We start from the raw sequence: 16,045 nt of genomic DNA, 5'->3' as shown, positions 1-16,045 counted from the left end.
ACCGGCGGGACTTCGTCCCGCTACCAGGCTTTCGCTTCGCTCCAGCCTGGTCGGCGGGTCCGCTGCGCTCCCCCGCCTGACGGTCCTTCCGGCTGCGCCTCCAGAACCGTTGGGGCCCGCTATCGCGGGCCGGGCTGACTACGAGGGAGGGGGTCGCTCGTTCATGTCGGGTTCCAGTGTAGCGTGTGCATCATGTTGATGCAGCATGTACCATTGGCAGAAACACGGGACACCCACCAACCACCCGGGCGGGGCCGCGGGAAGCGAGGACACTTTGAATCCGTCGGGCTTCGAAAAGCGCCTGGAAGCGCGAAATGAAAACGATCGTGAGGTTAATTCAGGGATGGACCCGGAGCTGATCCGCTATCGGATCGTGGCGCAGCGCACCGATCCGGAGCACCCGGGCGCGTCGGTGTTGACGAACTACGCCTACGCGCGGTCGGTCGAGGAGGCCGTCACCAAGGCCCGCAAGGCGCTGGAGAAGCCGGACGGCCTGTACGGGGACCAGGGCATGTACCGCGTGGTGGAGGTGGTCGAGGAGAGCCCGTCCAGCGAGCTCCGGCAGCAGGAGGAAGCCCGCCGGCGGTACCTCACCACCATCCTGGAAAACGCCACCACCGTGCGCGGCCGCGAGCCGGACAACCCGGATGCGGAACTCCTCAGCCGCCTGGACGACTTCTTCACCCGCGCCGTCACCTTCCCCGACCCGCACACCAGCGGCGTACACCCCCGGCCCCACCAAGCCGCCTTCGGCTGGACCAGCGAGCCGCCCGGGATTGAGCACGCCAGCGACCCCGGCCAGGCCCTGGCCCTGTTCCTCCTGGCCTACCTGGACCACCACGGTCTGGACCTGGAGGCGGCCGTCCGCACCGGTGCCCTGCCCGATGAGCTCACGGACGTCGGCCGGCCTTCGGCCCGTGCCGCGGAAGAGAACGAGGCGTCGCCGGAACTTGTCGAGCGTGTCCTGGACATCTGCGGACAGCACTACGCGGCCGTGACCGGCACCAGCTCCGAGCAGTGGGACCAGGAGTCGGCCCGGGAGGTCGTGCGCATCGCCCTGTGCACCGTGCAGTTGATGGAGCGGGACATCTACTACCCACGGGCGCTGGAGACCTACCTGCAAACGCACCGGGCGCGGCTGGAGCGGCTGTGGCGCCGCTACGGGCCCGGCAGCATGTTCGCGGGCGAGCTCGTACTGATCGACCTGCCCGCCTGCTTCGTGCTGTGCGAGAGGATCGACAACACCCCGACCTGGCTCGAAGGGATCTGGACGCGGGAAGGCCAAGAGGAAACCGCGTTGGAAAGGCTTCACAACAGCTGGCTCTACGACACGAGTGAGGAGGACGGGCGATGAGCAGGATTCCGCTCAAGAAACACCAGGTCGACCAGAAGTCGAGTTTCCGTAAGTGGGTCGGATTCCCTGCAAGGTCATCTGTGCCCCCTCAGGGTGCCCGTGGCACGATCGTGTCAGCGACCGGGTCCGGCAAAACGATCATGGCTGCCGCGAGCGCGCTGGAGTGCTTCCCCGAGGGCCGGATCCTCGTGACCGTGCCGACCCTGGACCTGCTCGTGCAGACCGCCCAGGCGTGGCGGGCGGTGGGCCACCGCTCCCCCATAGTCGCCGTGTGCTCGCTGGAGAACGATCCGGTGCTGAACAAGCTGAGGGTGCGCACCACCACGAACCCGATCCAGCTCGCCCTGTGGGCCGGGCACGGGCCCGTCATCGTGTTCGCCACGTACGCCTCTCTCGTGGACCGCGAGGACTTCGATGACCCGATGGGTCAGGGGCGCGTTCGCGGACCGCTGGAGGCCGCTCTGGCGGGTGGAGAGCGCCTGTACGGGCAGCGGATGGACAGTTTTTCGCTCGCCATCATCGATGAGGCCCACTCAACCGCAGGCGATCTGGGCAGGCCATGGGCGGCGATCCACGACAACGCCCGCATCCCCGCCGACTTCCGGCTCTACCTCACTGCCACCCCACGCATCCTGGCTTCCCCCCGGCCGCAGAAAGACGCGGACAGCGAGGAACTCGAGATCGCGTCAATGGGCCAGGACTCGCAGACCTACGGGCCGTGGCTGGCTGAGCTGGGACTCTCGGAGGCGATCGAACGCGCGATCCTCGCCGGATTCGAGATCGACGTGCTGGAGATCCGCGACCCCTCACCGGTCCTCGGGGAATCGGAGGAGGCGCAGCGGGGCCGGCGCCTGGCCCTGCTGCAGACGGCGCTCCTGGAACACGCTGCCGCGCACAACTTGCGCACTGTGATGACTTTCCATCAGAAGGTGGAGGAGGCGGCGGCGTTCGCGGAGAAGATGCCAGAGACGGCCGCGGAGCTGTACATCAACGACGCCTCCGACGACGACCTGGCGGCCGCGGGCCGACTCCCCCCATCGTCGATCGACGCGGAGTTCTACGAGCTGGAGGCCGGCCGCCACGTGCCGCCGGACCGGGTGTGGTCGGCGTGGCTGTGCGGCGACCACCTCGTATCCGAACGACGCGAGGTGCTGCGGCAGTTCGCCAACGGCATCGACGCGGCCGGCCGCCGGGTCCACCGCGCCTTCCTCGCCAGCGTTCGCGTGCTCGGAGAAGGCGTCGACATCACCGGCGAACGGGGAGTCGAGGCCATCTGCTTCGCCGACACCCGCGGCTCCCAGGTGGAAATCGTGCAGAACATCGGCCGCGCGCTCAGGCTCAACCGCGACGGCAGCACGAAGATCGCCCGCATCATCGTGCCCGTGTTCCTGAAGCCCGGCGAGGACCCCACCGACATGGTCGCCTCTGCCAGTTTTCGCCCTCTTGTAGCCGTTTTGCAGGGCCTCCGCAGTCATGATGAACGACTCGTCGAGCAACTCGCCTCCCGCGCCCTCACCCACGGACAGCGCAAGATCCACGTCCGGCGTGACGAAGACGGGCGGATCGTCGGGGCCGACGGCGAGGTGGGCGAGGACCAGGAGCACGACGACGGCGCCGATGCCGCTGCTGAGTCCGCACTGCTCCACTTCTCCAGCCCGCGCGACGCCACCACGATCGCCGCGTTCCTGCGTACCCGGGTGTATCGGCCGGAGTCCCTGGTGTGGCTGGAGGGCTACCAAGCCCTCATCCGCTGGCGGAAGGAGAACGAGATCACCGGCCTCTACGCCGTGCCCTACGACGTCGAGGTCGAAGTCGGGGCGACGAAGGCGTTTCCGCTTGGGCGATGGGTCCATCAGCAGCGCAAGGCCCTGCGGGCCGGGGAACTGGAGGAACGGCGCAAGACTTTGCTCGACGCGCCGGAGGCCGGGATGGTCTGGGAGCCGGGCGAGGAAGCCTGGGAGACCAAGCTGGCAGCGCTGCGCTCGTACCGGCGGGCCACCGGGCACCTCGCCCCGCGCCAGGACCAGGTGTGGGGCGAGAGCGAGGCCGACGGCCTGATGCCCGTCGGGCAGCACATGGCCAACCTCCGCCGGAAGGGAGGCCTCGGGAAGGACCCGGAGCGGGCCGCCGTACGCGCGGCGCAGTTGACGGCGATCGACCCGGACTGGGACTGCCCCTGGCCGCTGGACTGGCAGCGGCACTACCGCGTGCTCGCCGACCTGGTCGACGCCGACAGTGTCCTGCCCGAGATCCAGCCGGGCGTACTGATGGACGGCGACGACATCGGACGATGGCTCGCACGGCAACGCGAGGCGAGCACCTGGGCGCAGCTGTCCACCGAGCAACAAGAACGGCTGGCCCAGCTGGGCTTGAAGCCCATCCAGCCGCCATCTCCGGCCCCTGCGGCCACCCGTGCGACGAAGGGCACGGGCAAGGCGCAGCAGGCATTCCAGCGCGGCCTGGCGGCCCTCACACAGTGGGTCGAACGGGAAGGCGCCCACCGGCCTGTCCCGCGCGGCCACGCTGAAGAGATCACCGTCGACGGCGAGCCGGATCTCGTGGCGGTGAAACTTGGCGTGTGGGTCTCCAACACCAAAACGAGGCGGGACAAACTCACCCAGGAACAGCTCGACGCACTCCGGGAACTGGGCGTCGAATGGGCATAGCAGCGCCGAGTTTGCCTCCCCGCCAAGCCGTGGCCGGTGGCCCATAACGAGTGAGGGTGAGGCCGGCTCCCCGAAGCCAGTAGGAAACGTGAGAGCGGTGCGTGGCGCCTGAAGGCAGGCGGTGGTTCCTGTCCCCAGGCGCCCACGGGGCATCCGCGGCAACGGATGCAATTCCCCTCGACGCTGCGGCGTGCTGTCCGGACCAAGGGATAACAGGCCGCGTCGCCCGGCTTCTCAGCCAGAAGGCGGCGACTGGAAATAGCTTCGGTTCGGCGCAGGTGTTGCAACAGTCGCAACGTGCTGCCGAATCCCGGCGGACGTTTGCGGACAACACAGGCTGTGATCTGCGCAGATGTGCGGGGTTGTCCGGCTGGGCTGTCACGGTGGCGGACAACCGGGTACACAGCGCGGACACGCCAGCCCCGGGGGCTGTACGCATCCGGAAAACGAGGGCGGGCGATCTGCTGTCGGCCGGGTTGTCCACCTGCAAAAGTGGACCGAGCGTCGCGAGCGGCAACTCCTGACGCCACCTCAACTATGTCCGGACCAAGGGATCTTTCTTCATGCACACGTGCCGCATTCACCTGCCCAAAGGCAGCAGTGTCGACCTTCCCAGCTACCTGCCGGTGATCGTCATCGTCGTCGTCTTCGTCCTTCTCGGCTACGACATCAGCGCAGCCATCGCCGCGGTGATCGCCGTGGGAGCCGCGGCCCGGGAACTCGGGCGCACCGCCTGAGCCTTCCCGTCTCGGTCTGATGTCCGCTTCGGCGGTGCCACCAGTGGTGGCACCGCCGCTTGTCGCATACCGGGAAAGGGGTGCGGCCATCCATGGCACGACCTGAAAAACCTATCGCCCTTGATGCTCCGTTCGCCGCTTTCGCTCTGCAGCTGCGCGCTTTGCGCCGGCAAGCAGGAAACCCGACCTACGACGCCATGTCCCGGCGGATCAACGGCATGGTCTCGGTGACCACGCTCGCCAAGGCCGCCGCCGGCGACCGGCTTCCCTCACTCGAGGTGACTCTCGCCTACGCGACGGCGTGCCACGGCAACCGGCAGCACTGGATGGAACAGTGGCTGCTCGCGCAAGGAGATGCTCTGCCGTCACAGGCAGGCGCCTGGGCCGCTGTGCCGCCCACCGCGAGCACAGCGGCGTCTGCGGCAGATTTCGTCGAAGCCCTGCGCCAGCTGAGACTGTGGGCCGGCAGGCCCTCCTACACCCAGCTCGCCCGCCTGGCAGGACTGGGCCGCACCACTCTCTGCAACGCGCTGGCCCCCGGGCGCGCCAGTCTCCCTAGCCGCGACGTCACCTCCTGTCTGGTGCTCGCATGCATGCGCCATGCCTACGCAAACCGGTCATGGCTCAGTCAGGACGTGCCGATCGCCGTCACCGCCGAACAGGCGCAACGCGCTTTCCTGCACATGTGGCACCAGATCGCCTCGCAGGAGCTCGCCCGGCGTCACGTGTCCGGAACCGGTATCTCCGCAACGCCCCGCCCTTCAGCCTCCGTGAGGCGCACGCGTCTGCCTGTCCGGCCGGCAGAGGAAGAGTCCAGCACGGTCAAGGAGCAGCAGTACATCGGGCTCATCGACAGACGCGAGGCCCTCACGAACCGCAGCATCCGGCCCGAGATGCGGGAACTCGCTGACGCACTGCGCTCGCTGTTCACCTCGCTGGAGATGTCGATGCGACGCTACGCCGCCCGCACCTATGTGGATCCCGGCTCCCTTTCCCGGTATCTCAATGGCGAGCGCGTCCCCCCGCGGTCGTTCATCGAGGACTTGATGCGCACAGTCCGGGAGGACGGTGTGCCGCTCTCCGAGTACGCGCATGAGCGCCTGTTCGAGCTGTACGAGAATGCTCTGCGTTCCTCCCCCTACCCCGGCGACCAGCTCAGTCTGCTGAGCGCTCGGCATGAAGCCGCCCAGCAGCACATCAGGGAACTTCAGGAAGAGATCCGCCGGCTCAAGGACGGATGACTCTGTCACCACGCCTGTACCGGCTCGGCGTGCCCTCGGCCGTATGGGGCTGGCAAGAGTACGGCGGACTGCGCCAGGGAACGGCATCCGCTGTTCTGCCGTCATACGGCCGGATACGGACTGCAGTCGAAGGCGTTGCTTCATGCCGAATGGGCGTGAGGCATGTGGTGCGGCGGGGAGTGCGACTCCCCGCCGACCTGGGTTCAGCGCGGTGCCCTTACTTGGTCTCCAGACGTCGCCTTACTGAGGGAATCACGCCCTTGTCGTCGAGCTCTCCCGCCAGCTTGCCGATGGCTGCGCCTTGGACGACCGGTGTCCAGCGCGCCAGGACCTCCATCAGCGCTGGGACGCTCTCGGCGCAGACCGTCTCGTAGAAGGAGTCGGTGGTGACGTTGACCAGGAACAGCGGACCCGGCCCGGTGTCCGGCCCCCGGTAGATCTCCAGTGCGAGAGGGGTCGTGTCCTGCTGAGGAAACCTGGTCCAGGACGAGTAGCCGACCGCCTTCCTCTGTTCATCCCAGTCGTCCAGATGCTCGTGCGGAGCGAGCGGATCCTCCGCCTGCTGCCATTCGCCATTCGTGGTGAAAAGCCAGATCCCCTTGTCCATGTCACCACCGTGCCCGAAGTCCCCTACTGCCGAGGCCTGTTCAGGAGATCGCAGGCGGCTTCACCGGCTGCGGCGCCGATTCGGGCCCGGTAGCGGTGTAACGGGTGACGGCCTGGACACTGAGCCCGAACAGCTCGCAGAGCATCCAGTTGTACGAGCCGGGCCATCGTTGACGCGCACAAGTTGCCCGTCGACGCACGGAAGACCGTCAGGCCCACACCTTGTGTTCCTCGGTGAAGTACGGCCAGGGCTGGCAGCGGCTTTCAGTCTTCTCCAGCAGCCGGTCGATGCCCTCTGCCCAGGTCTGCAGGTCCGTAAGCTCCAGCAGCAAGCGCTCGATCTCGGCACACGCCACTTGCAGCCGACGGCCGTGCCCGTTGATCTCCAAGAGGGAATGCGACGATTCGATCTCGGCGCCTTCGGGCAGGACCCACCGGACGTCCAGCCCGGCCCTTCGGAGTTCTTCGACGAGGTTGTCGGAGGACAGCGTCACGGTGAAGACGAGCACATCGGCGATGAGTCCGGCGCACTGCGCGGGCTGCAGCGGATAGATGCCCCACGGCGCGGTGAGGTAGTTGCGGGCTGCGCTGTCCCCGCTGCCGTAGCAGACGCGCTGTCCGGTCAGCCGGGAGCGGCGCAGCAGCGCTGCGTACTGCGCTTCAAACTGTCGTGTGGCTTCCTGGGACCCCCATTTGTTGCCAGCGGCGGGGATGTCGAGGGCGAGCAGGCCGCGCTGCCCGGGCACCCGCATCGTTTTCAGCCCGTCGCGGTGGGCGTGGGCGAAAACGTCAGCGAGAGCGGAGAGGTGGGTGGCGTAAGGCACGCCCGTGTCGATGAGGCGGGCATTCTCGTGCCCAGGGAGCCGGCCACCCTCGTGAAGTGCTCCGGCTGCCATCCGGGTGCGCTGGAATTGCGCTCCCTCCCGCCGGTTCGGGTTGGTCTTCAACTCGTACAGCAGGATGTCTTGCTCGTTGTTCTGGTCGGGCTTGCCGAACACGGTCACGTCGCCGATGCGCAGGCAGTCGGTGAGGTCGTGCAGCATCGCGAACTGCCGATGCTCGCTCCACTGCTGTTCCGCGAACTGGATCTCGTGGACAGTGCCGTCCTTGCTGAGGGTTATCGGCCCCGGTGACTCGTTGCGACGCAGGGCGAGTATGTGGCGGCGGTCGTAGTAGAAGGCCTGCCAGGCCATGGCATCACCGATCGAGCGCAGCTGTCGGCCTACACGCTCCAAGACGTCCAGTTCCAGCCGCCAGTCGTCCAGGTCGTGTGGATCGCCGATCACAAGGTCTGGAGCATCAGGCGGAAGCTTCTGCCCTCTCCTAAGCCTCTTGATCACCCGTGATCGCTCCGCCCGCGCGTCGTTCGCGGCAAGAGTCGCGTGCAGCAAGTCCTGCTGGAACGCTACATAGTCCTCCGGGGTCCGGCATTCGCGCAGATCGCGAATGAACCCGATCAGCCGTTCACCCGTCTCGCGGTGGAAGGGGTGCTTGATCAGCACGTCCAGACGGTCGGACGGCATGTCGATCAGCATCGGAGGCACCTGGACATTCTCTTCGTTCGCTGGTTCCCTCTTCCACCGAATTGCCCGGACCGCCGGTACTTGATCGTCAACCAAGCGCCGTCATCCGGCTCGTCCGCTGCCAGAGGCAAGTTCGGCCGGGGCCACCACGGCGTCCCCAGGGGCAACGCAGAGTGAAGCTGGGCGTATGGGTCTTCGACCTCAGGGCCCGCCGGGACAAGCTCACGGGCGTACAGCGTGCCGCGCTGGTGGAGCTGGGAGTGGACTGGGCGTGACGCCGGTCGTTCGCGGGCGTAGAACCAGCTGGACACCCATTCCATGCGCGAGACCCCGGGACGTCATGGCAGTTTCCCGGGGTCTCATGCTGTCGGCAGATTCAGGCCATGAGCTTCTTGAAGACCGTCTCGAAGCGGTCGAGGGTCTCGTCATCGGCCTGCTCGAAGAAGGCGTCATTGTCGCGGCTGAGCTGGTGTGCGGGTCCGACGTGGTCGAAGTCCCGGGGCTTGTGCTGCTTCTCCCTGGCGATCCCGATGCGCTTGAGGATCGGGAGGGGCTTGTCGGGGGTGATCAGGTCTTCCTCGTTGATGGTGAGCTCGGTAGCCCTGTTGTGGAGCCAGAGATAGTCCTTGGTGGAGAAGAGGTCCTCGATGTCGGCCGTCTCGGGAAGCCCTTCGAGTTGGCCGATGACGGTGATGTGGGTGGCGTCGACGTTGGCGGCCTGAGCGGCGCTGAGGACCTTGGTGGTCACCTTGGTCGTCTCGGCTCCGTCGATGAGCGCACGGACGGACAGTCAGCGTCCCATGACGGCGACGAAGGCCGGCATGTTGCCGATGCCGCCGACCGGGATGATGGCCAGCCGGGGATCGAGGCCGGTGCGCCCCTGGCTGATCAGGTAGTCGGACATGCGCATGAGGAAGATGAAGTCGCTGCTGCCTTCCACCGCCAGGAGCGGACCGGCGCCGAGGAACAGGTGCTGCGACACGGAGTATCCGAGCGCCGCCTCCACCGGCAGGATCGTCTTGGGGTCTGCGGACAGGCTGACCGAGTGATGACGACGCCCAGACTCGGGTCTTCGCGGGTCGCCTGGTCGTGGATGGCGCGCATGGTCTCGTACCGCGTGGGGTCGATCATGTGCTGGGAGTGGGTGGTGTAAAGGACCTGCTGCTTGGGTCCGAGCTGACCGTAGACGTACCGGAGGAAGTCGCCCTGGGCCTCGCCGTGCAGGCTGGTGCCCGGTTCGTCGAGCAGGACCACGACTCGCTCATCGGTGTCGCGGTAGGCGCTGAACGCGGCGAGGAAGGAGAAGAACCACTGGAAGCCGGTGGAGCGGGTGGAGAAGTTAGTCTCCACGCCGCCATGGCGGTCGTCGCGCAGCTCGATCTTGAGAAGCCGGTGGTGGGGCTGCGGCTGGCCGTTGGGGTCCGGGGGCATGGCGATCAGGTCGGTGTCGAAGACGACGGTGAGGGCGTCGTTCTGCTTCCAGTACTCGAAGACCTGGTCGCTCAGGTCCAGGCTGGCGGCCTGGACTTCGGCCTTGCGGCTGTCGTAGTCCTCGTCCAGGAAGTCCTCCGGCCCCTCGCCGGCAAGGCGGAGCAGGGACATCATGGTCTCGTCTCCCCGCTCCCACTGCTTGGCCTTCGCGCGTTCAGCGAGCGCGTGGAGGTCGCACTCGCCGGGGAGCAGTTCGTAGGTGGAGAAGTAGAAGAACCGGGGGAGCAGATCGATCAGCTGCTCGGGGTCGAGATCCTCTTCGACGTACTGCTTGTGCCGGTCCAGCTCGGCCGGGACCTTCTCGATCGCCTTGACCCGGGCCGTCTTCTTGCCAGCGCCCACTTCCCTCGCCCGGGCCTTTGCCGCGGCACTCACGGCCTCGATGCTCGTGTGGTCCCCCGGCGATGGCCTCCCGGTCGTCAGTGTTGTCGACGCCGGCTTCTTCGAAGACATGACTCAGGACGTCCTCGAGGGTGCAGTACACCTCGGCTCGGAGGCTGCCGTCGTACAGGCGGGACGCCTTGACGTAGGTGCCCGCCGGCGGGCGTACGCCGACCACTTCCTCAAGTGCGTCGATGTCCGCGTCTTCCAGCGCGAATATGGCCGTCACGGGAGCGACCTTGTCGAGGTTCTTGGAGCGCCGGTCCCTGGACAGGTGCCGTCGCGGGTAGTCGGTGGTGACATGGAAGTCGTCCGCGTTGTTGGCCGGGTTCAGCCGATTCAGAGCCTTGAGGATCGTCGTCTTGCCCGACTCATTCTTGCCGATCAGGCACGTGACCTGAGGATCGACCACCATGGCCTGCTTGTTCGTAATGTTGCGGAACGTCTCTATCTCCACTGACGTCACCAGCATGGCACTCCCCTCCAAGGGCCACGTTGCCCTTGTCTGTTCCGCGCGGCGTGCAACCTGTGCCAGACGGGACAGGTGCGAAAGCGTGTTATGGCTTAATCCGCCAGTATGAATCCCGACACTGACAGCGGTGTCCCGATTCATGCCGCCGGCGAGTACGCGGGCTGTTCGGGATCTACAGGTCGAACTCAAGGTGCTCGATATCGGTGAAGCGGACCTCCTCCAGCTGGCCGGCGCGGCGGCCGTTGTCCTGGAAGTACACCTCCTTGAGCGCTTCGGCGGCGATCTGCTGGAGCTGCTGGTCGGCGGCGCCCTGCTCCTGGGCGTCGAAGAGGCGGGCGGCGTACTGCGGCGGCAGCGCCACGGTCAAGTGCCGGAGGCGGTCCTCGTCCGTCGTCCCGATCGGCGCGGTGTAGCCGATCCGGGCGCGGGTGTCGATGACGATGCCGCCGGTGGTCGCCGCCTTCTGCCGTGCCTTGGCACGGATCTGCGGCTGCCACCGCTTCTTCACCGCGGCCTCCAGGCGGGCGGCGAGGTCCGGGCGGGGCTTCTTGATCTGGTCCTTGACGTACCGTTCGACGGTGCGCTGGGAGATGCGCAGCATCTGGGCGACCGCCTTGGTGCCCTTGAACTGTCTGACGAGGTACCGCATCTGCGCGGGCGCGCTCTTGGGCGCCGGGCGGGTGAACGCCTTCTGCACCGCGGCGTCCAGGCCGTTGCCGAACATGCTCATCGCGCTCTACCTACTCCCCCGTGTCCTGGTCGGTGACGGTGCCGTCCTTGATGTACCGGGCGAGGTTGAGCTCCGGGGCGTTGAACTGCTCGCGGACGCCTTCGCCCCACAGCACGCTCTGGGTGCCCTCCCACTTCACCAGCCCAGGGTTCACGCCGAGCTTGAAGCCGCCCGGCAGCGGCTTGCCGTCCCGGTAGGGCAGGAAGTCCAGCGGCGACGGCCCGTCGGAGGCGTAGACGGCGCAGTCCGAGAGGATGGCCACCGGGTACTGCCCGGTGAAGGCGGCGTGCTTGACGATCTTGCGGTGCATGTTGATCCGGGTCCGGGAGATGATGGCGGCGCGGATGTCCGGGCGCCAGGTGGGCCGGGCGAGGGCCCGCCACGGCTGCCCGGGCTTCCAGCCCTCCCCGCGCGGGCGCTCGCGCAGCTTGCCGATGCCGCCCTTCACGGTCGCCTTGATTGCGGACACCACGATCGCCAGCTGAGGGTCACGCTGCCGGTAGCCGTCCATCGCCTTCAGGAACTCCTCCGGAGGCAGGTCCGCGCCCACTCCGAGGTCGGCCATCGTGGCGAGGTAGGCGTCGCGCAGCCGGTTGTACCAGGCGTCCAGATAGCGGCCGTTGTCGTAGCGGACGTACGCCTCGACCGGCGTGACGTCGTAGCCGAGCTCCACCGCGTAGGCGACGGTGGGCGTGGCATACCAGGCCGGCCCCTCCGGGCGGTCACCCTTCGGCGTAAACGGACTTGGCAGCAGCTCGCCGTCCAGGTCCGTCCACTCCTTTGCGAGCTTCACGCGGGACAGGTCGACGTGGCTGAGGTCGACCAGCCAGGAGCCGGGCAGTTTCGCGTCGAAGACGAGGTTCTTGACGTGCGTCGGCGCGCCCAGGCCGACCGTGAGGCCGTTCGCGCCGGCGGCGAAGGCCATGTTCACGTCGATGCCCACCAGGTGGGGGCGAAGGCATTCGGCGTCGGTGAGCGGGCGCGCCCAGTCGTACGCCTCCTCCACCAACATCTCCGCAGGACCGCGCTGGTGGAAGCGCGGCAGGTCGGCGAGCAGCGGGTGCCCTTCGGGGGCCTCGCACGGCGCGCAGTCCACCGGATCCTTGCCCAGCGAGCCGGGGTTGTGCTCGGAGTGCCGCTTACCCGTCGCGTCCGGTTCAGAGGCGCGGGTGGGCGGGTGCAGGGCGGTCATCAGCTCAAGACCGGTCACGGCGGCCGATCCGCGCGGCGTCATCACACGAACCGCATACGTGCCCAGCAGCCGGGCAAGGTCCGCCGGCGGCAGCTGCCCCGCACCGGCCCAGTGCCGGGTGTCGAGCGCGTCCCACGACGGAATACACAACTGCACGCAGGATCGCTCCGAACCCTGCGCGGGACGGTAGATCCGCGCCCACGGCCCGAAGCCGCGTTTGGTCAGCTGCCAGTTGGCGCGCGTCACCTGCTTGATGGCCTTGTGGCCTTCCGGGATCCGTCCGGCCAGGCGCTCCTCCTTGCTGAGCGTGATGGGCAGGCCGTAGTGCTCGCACGCGGCCTCGGTCAGCACGATCAGCGGGTCGGCGTCCTTGCCCGGCCCGGACAACTTAGGCTGGCCGAGCCGCCCTTCGCGCAGCGTCCACTCCACCAGGGCCGGAATCGACTTCGCCGGTACGTCCAGGACCAGGCCGCCGACGCAGTACGCCAGCACCTGACCATCTACGTCGACGTCGACGACCGCAAGCGGACCGTTCTCGAAACGCGGATCGGCGCCACCCGCCAGGGTGCCTGCGGGTGCGGCCTTCTTCGCGGCTGGACGGCGCGACGTCGGCCTGGTCGTGACCGCCGGGCGCGGTACAGCGGCAGGGGCAGCGGGGCGGAGTGCGGTGTTCGCAGGCTCCGCAGCCGGGCCAGTGAGTGCGGTGCGGGCTTGGGCCGGTTCAACTGCCGACGGCGCAGGAGCGGCAGGTGGCTTGGGGATCGCCGTGTCCCCGTGGGGCACCGGAGCGTTGGCGGGGTAGAGCTGGGCGAGTTGCTCGAGCAGGCGGGCGTAGGCGTCGCGCTCCGGCGGCCGCGGCTCGGTCTTGCCGGCCTCCCAGCCGCTGACCGTCGCCCGCCGTACCTGCAATGCGGCGGCCACCTCGTCCAGCGTCAGGCCGTGCGCCTGGCGCAGCCGCTTTCGTTCCGCCGGGGGCGGCAACGCAGAGCGGGACGCGATGAGCGCGTCGACCGCGTCGAACAGCTCGGACATGCAGCACCTCCTGTCCCGCAACCCTAGCGTGAAGCGCACATTTCGCGTACTAAACGCGTACGGATGCCGTAGATGATGGTGGGGAATTCAGATTGCCCCCAGAAGGACACCCTCAGGGGGTGGGTTGCTTCAGGTCCTAGCCGAGGGTCGGCAGTGGTGTCCTGGCTATGCCTGAACTGGCCAGGGCAAGCGCCTTGGTGTGCGAGATCTGGGATAGCAGACGGCCGCCGTGCACCAACCGCCGCGGTGGAGAACGCTCGGAGGCAGGCATGGGTGAGATCGTAGGCTCGAACGAGCATTGTTGACCCGTCCCGTGCCTACGGGTGACGCCGCTGTGCGTTTCTTGCTCAAGGCGGAGAAGGGTTCCACGAAAAACGTGGCGGTCCTCCTGGGGATCTCCCAGCGCACGGTACAGAGGTGGGTGACCACCCGGCCGGGAATGCGCCGCCGTCCCAGTGCTGTGCATGCGGGGTTGATAGTTGATAGATGAGGCCGTCAGGGCACAGTGGCAGCCCCGGGTACGCGCCCGCCAGCGGGCCCGAGCCGAGGCCGACGGGTTTGTCCTCCACACCAGGGCGCGGTTCGGATTCGCCGCTCCGGCAGGCTCATCGGACGATCCGCGGGTACGGCTGATCGCCCAGTACCTGTCAGGAGAAGTGGCCCGCGAGCTGTTCGCCGCCCGGGACGCCGGCGGAGGTGAGCAGCAGCAGATGGTGATCCTCGCCCGAGCCCTGGGGCATGCCCACTTCCCGGGACGGAGGCCTGCGTGCCCACGGTCTCGGGATCGCCTTCACCGATGTGGAGTTCGCCGATTTCTCCATCGGCTGACCGTGCACCAGGTTCGGGCTCAGCGCGAGGGCGGGATCTGGTGCCGTGTCAGCATCCCGTCGTAGTGCTGTGCTTCCTTGCGTTCACGCCAGTCCCACTGGATACGGCCGGTGCGCTGGTCGGCGGGCGGCTGGGGCGGGCGCAGCCTGGCGCCCTCGGCCACGCGCAGCAGGTGGGCGCGGTCGTGGGGGCCGGCCAGCAGATGCTGGTCCTGGCCAGGCGCGAGCTGGGCGAAGCACACGGCGGCCTTCAGGAAGACCCGCGCCCACGGCGGCACCCCGTGCGAGGCGCAGCCGTCGGTGTAGCGGGCTCGGTCGTGCAGGGCCAGGGTGGCCGCGGCATCGTCGTAGTCGCCGAGGCGGGCGGTAGCGAGCTGCTGAAGAGAGGCCCCGGTGCAGAGCGCAGCGGCGAGAGCGGCGGCCAAGCGGGGATGGGCAGTCACAGCGGCCAGGCGCCGGGCAGCATCCTGGGCTGTCTGCTCAGTGAGGGGCGTGGGTGGCGGCCTGTGCCGGAAGGCGATCGGCGGCGGTGTGCACGGGCCGGTGCAGGGGGCGGGACTGTCGTTGGAGACCAGGCGCCCCAGCGCGGGCAGAGTGAGCCACCGCCAGGCCCGCAGGGCGGGCTCGTCCGCAGGCGGGGGTACGGGAGCGGCCGGGCCGTAGTAGTGGCCCCGGGCGGCCTGAACGGCGGTGACGCAGTAGTCGGCCCTCTGCAGCACCTGGTGCAGGGCGGCGGGCAAGTGCGGGCGGTGGCAGACCAGGATCAGGTGGATGCCGGTGAGGGCGCGCACTCCAGGAGGCGCATCGTGCGGCGGGCGGTGAGGCGGTGGGCGCGCAGGACGGTCAGCCGGGTGACGGGCAGGGCGGTGATCCAGGAGGCGGCGGCTTCCCAGGCGGGCTGACGGCCAGCGGAGAAACGGCCCGGGAGCAGGGGCGGTTTGCCCAGGGCGGCCAGAAGATCGTGGGCGAGGCCGGTTTCGCTGGTGGTGCCCGGGCCGGGGTGCAGGGTGGCCCGGCCGGACGGCGGATGGTGAGCGACCAGGGCGGTGTGCGTATGGATCGCGTCGTCGCCCGGGTCGATGACCACGATGACGGGCGGCGGTGGCGCGGCGGGCGCCATGGCGGCGTGGTGGTCAGGCGAGGCGGCTGAAGGCCCAGCGCAGCAGCTCCTGGTCCACGCGGGGGCGGCCGGTGCGTGCCAGGGCGGTGCGGGTGTGGGCGTTCAACTGCGCCCGCGCGCGGAAATTGCCGTGCGCGGCGTGGCTGTCGGCGAAGGTGATGTCGTCGGGGTCCGCGTTTGCCCAGACCGGGTGGAACAGGGGAATGGCCTCCAGGACCTCGCTGGAGGTGAGGCGAGTGAAGTGCTGCCAGATGAAGATTCGGGAGGAGAGCATCGGCTCGCGGCGCAGCACGGTGTGACAGCCCTCGCCCTTGATCAACCCCGCGATCACACCGGCCCCGCCCGCCCCACCGCATCAGAACTCACGAACCTGAGACAGCATCACCCACCATCAGATAAAGCCTCACGACAGCGCCCCGCCCATCAGGCTCTCGCCTCATGACAGTGCCAGCCCTACCTTCAACACCCCACTGACCAGCACCAAACACCAGCCACCAGACCACCACCACCGACTCTCACCAGCACCGACCCCAAGCCGAGAGGCCGCAGAAGGACATGACGTACGAAGACGGGCGGGCACCGACGGCATCAGGCTCGTCACCTGGCCACGACTCGATATCGATGTGCACGCACCCTGGAGACATGGCAGCACATCCGAAAGACCCACGAACTG

The 16,045-nt window shown here is 68.1% G+C and carries 14 protein-coding genes and 1 pseudogene; 6 read left to right on the top strand and 9 right to left on the bottom strand.

Translation table 11 applies throughout. The features are described from left to right. Positions 1-343 precede the first annotated feature (343 nt). The 4 genes from ACFY5C_RS27610 to ACFY5C_RS27595 all read left to right on the top strand — a co-directional run bounded on the left by ACFY5C_RS27610 (position 344) and on the right by ACFY5C_RS27595 (position 5,998). Positions 344-1,354: a hypothetical protein gene (locus ACFY5C_RS27610; RefSeq protein WP_389448591.1), complete on the top strand. Its 1,011-nt coding sequence runs from the start codon at positions 344-346 to the stop codon at positions 1,352-1,354. Next, on the top strand, positions 1,351-4,020 hold the full coding sequence (locus tag ACFY5C_RS27605) for a Helicase associated domain protein (RefSeq protein WP_389448588.1): 2,670 nt from the start codon (positions 1,351-1,353) through the stop codon (positions 4,018-4,020). Before ACFY5C_RS27610 ends, ACFY5C_RS27605 begins: the two co-directional genes overlap by 4 nt. A 563-nt stretch (positions 4,021-4,583) precedes the next feature. After that, positions 4,584-4,757 carry a hypothetical protein gene (locus tag ACFY5C_RS27600; RefSeq protein WP_389448586.1) on the top strand — a complete coding sequence of 58 codons (174 nt, stop codon included), beginning with the start codon at positions 4,584-4,586 and terminating at the stop codon, positions 4,755-4,757. A 92-nt stretch (positions 4,758-4,849) separates the two neighbouring features. After that, positions 4,850-5,998, top strand: coding sequence for a hypothetical protein (locus ACFY5C_RS27595; protein WP_389448583.1), 1,149 nt, complete (start codon positions 4,850-4,852; stop codon positions 5,996-5,998). Positions 5,999-6,215: 217 nt separating this feature from the next. On the opposite strand, the gene ACFY5C_RS27590 is transcribed toward ACFY5C_RS27595, so the two are convergent. From ACFY5C_RS27590 to tap, 6 genes are all read right to left on the bottom strand, one after another. Continuing rightward, the gene (locus ACFY5C_RS27590) at positions 6,216-6,605 is read right to left on the bottom strand and encodes a hypothetical protein (RefSeq protein WP_389448581.1); all 390 of its coding nucleotides are present in this window, start codon (positions 6,603-6,605) and stop codon (positions 6,216-6,218) included. Between the two features lie 208 nt (positions 6,606-6,813). After that, entirely contained in the window at positions 6,814-8,139 is a 1,326-nt protein-coding gene (locus ACFY5C_RS27585) for a hypothetical protein (protein ID WP_389448578.1), read from the bottom strand. 364 nt (positions 8,140-8,503) lie between these two features. Next, positions 8,504-8,875: a hypothetical protein gene (locus ACFY5C_RS27580; RefSeq protein WP_389448571.1), complete on the bottom strand. Its 372-nt coding sequence runs from the start codon at positions 8,873-8,875 to the stop codon at positions 8,504-8,506. Between the two features lie 140 nt (positions 8,876-9,015). After that, positions 9,016-9,993 (bottom strand): ATP-dependent endonuclease, encoded by a 978-nt coding sequence (locus ACFY5C_RS27575; protein WP_389448568.1) that lies wholly within the window; start codon positions 9,991-9,993, stop codon positions 9,016-9,018. A gap of 650 nt (positions 9,994-10,643) precedes the next feature. Further along, positions 10,644-11,201 (bottom strand): telomere-protecting terminal protein Tpg, encoded by a 558-nt coding sequence (gene tpg, locus ACFY5C_RS27570; protein ID WP_389448565.1) that lies wholly within the window; start codon positions 11,199-11,201, stop codon positions 10,644-10,646. 10 nt (positions 11,202-11,211) lie between these two features. Beyond that, positions 11,212-13,425 carry a telomere-associated protein Tap gene (gene tap, locus ACFY5C_RS27565; protein ID WP_389448562.1) on the bottom strand — a complete coding sequence of 738 codons (2,214 nt, stop codon included), beginning with the start codon at positions 13,423-13,425 and terminating at the stop codon, positions 11,212-11,214. Between the two features lie 313 nt (positions 13,426-13,738). Between tap and ACFY5C_RS27560 the strand changes: the two genes are divergently transcribed. Together ACFY5C_RS27560 and ACFY5C_RS27555 are read left to right on the top strand one after the other, a co-directional pair. Beyond that, positions 13,739-13,915 (top strand): helix-turn-helix domain-containing protein, encoded by a 177-nt coding sequence (locus tag ACFY5C_RS27560; protein WP_389448632.1) that lies wholly within the window; start codon positions 13,739-13,741, stop codon positions 13,913-13,915. After that, positions 13,905-14,117, top strand: a pseudogene (locus ACFY5C_RS27555) (XRE family transcriptional regulator); the annotation flags it as partial. The gene ACFY5C_RS27560 and the pseudogene ACFY5C_RS27555, both read left to right, overlap by 11 nt. Positions 14,118-14,272: 155 nt before the next feature. Here the strand turns inward: ACFY5C_RS27555 and ACFY5C_RS27550 are convergent. From ACFY5C_RS27550 to ACFY5C_RS27540, 3 genes are read right to left on the bottom strand one after another with little or no spacing between them, the layout of a single operon-like run. Continuing rightward, a complete protein-coding gene (locus ACFY5C_RS27550) occupies positions 14,273-15,043 on the bottom strand; it encodes a hypothetical protein (RefSeq protein ID WP_389448560.1) in 771 nt (256 codons plus the stop codon). Continuing rightward, on the bottom strand, positions 15,016-15,372 hold the full coding sequence (locus ACFY5C_RS27545) for a hypothetical protein (RefSeq protein WP_389448557.1): 357 nt from the start codon (positions 15,370-15,372) through the stop codon (positions 15,016-15,018). Before ACFY5C_RS27545 ends, ACFY5C_RS27550 begins: the two co-directional genes overlap by 28 nt. Before the next feature lie 13 nt (positions 15,373-15,385). Then, the gene (locus ACFY5C_RS27540; RefSeq protein ID WP_389448554.1) at positions 15,386-15,703 is read right to left on the bottom strand and encodes a hypothetical protein; all 318 of its coding nucleotides are present in this window, start codon (positions 15,701-15,703) and stop codon (positions 15,386-15,388) included. Positions 15,704-16,045 lie beyond the last annotated feature (342 nt).

This window comes from Streptomyces sp. NPDC012935 (genome assembly GCF_042900345.1).
Lineage (GTDB): Bacteria > Actinomycetota > Actinomycetes > Streptomycetales > Streptomycetaceae > Streptomyces.
The sequence above is the reverse complement of the archived record's forward strand: the minus strand, read 5'-3'. Positions and strand labels throughout refer to the sequence as shown.

Coding starts and splice junctions, on each gene's coding strand:
- ACFY5C_RS27610 (WP_389448591.1), top strand. CDS start 344: ATGGACCCGGAGCTGATCCGCTATCGGATCGTGGCGCAGCGCACCGAT.
- ACFY5C_RS27605 (WP_389448588.1), top strand. CDS start 1,351: ATGAGCAGGATTCCGCTCAAGAAACACCAGGTCGACCAGAAGTCGAGT.
- ACFY5C_RS27600 (WP_389448586.1), top strand. CDS start 4,584: ATGCACACGTGCCGCATTCACCTGCCCAAAGGCAGCAGTGTCGACCTT.
- ACFY5C_RS27595 (WP_389448583.1), top strand. CDS start 4,850: ATGGCACGACCTGAAAAACCTATCGCCCTTGATGCTCCGTTCGCCGCT.
- ACFY5C_RS27590 (WP_389448581.1), bottom strand. CDS start 6,605: ATGGACAAGGGGATCTGGCTTTTCACCACGAATGGCGAATGGCAGCAG.
- ACFY5C_RS27585 (WP_389448578.1), bottom strand. CDS start 8,139: ATGCTGATCGACATGCCGTCCGACCGTCTGGACGTGCTGATCAAGCAC.
- tpg (WP_389448565.1), bottom strand. CDS start 11,201: ATGAGCATGTTCGGCAACGGCCTGGACGCCGCGGTGCAGAAGGCGTTC.
- tap (WP_389448562.1), bottom strand. CDS start 13,425: ATGTCCGAGCTGTTCGACGCGGTCGACGCGCTCATCGCGTCCCGCTCT.
- ACFY5C_RS27545 (WP_389448557.1), bottom strand. CDS start 15,372: ATGGCGCCCGCCGCGCCACCGCCGCCCGTCATCGTGGTCATCGACCCG.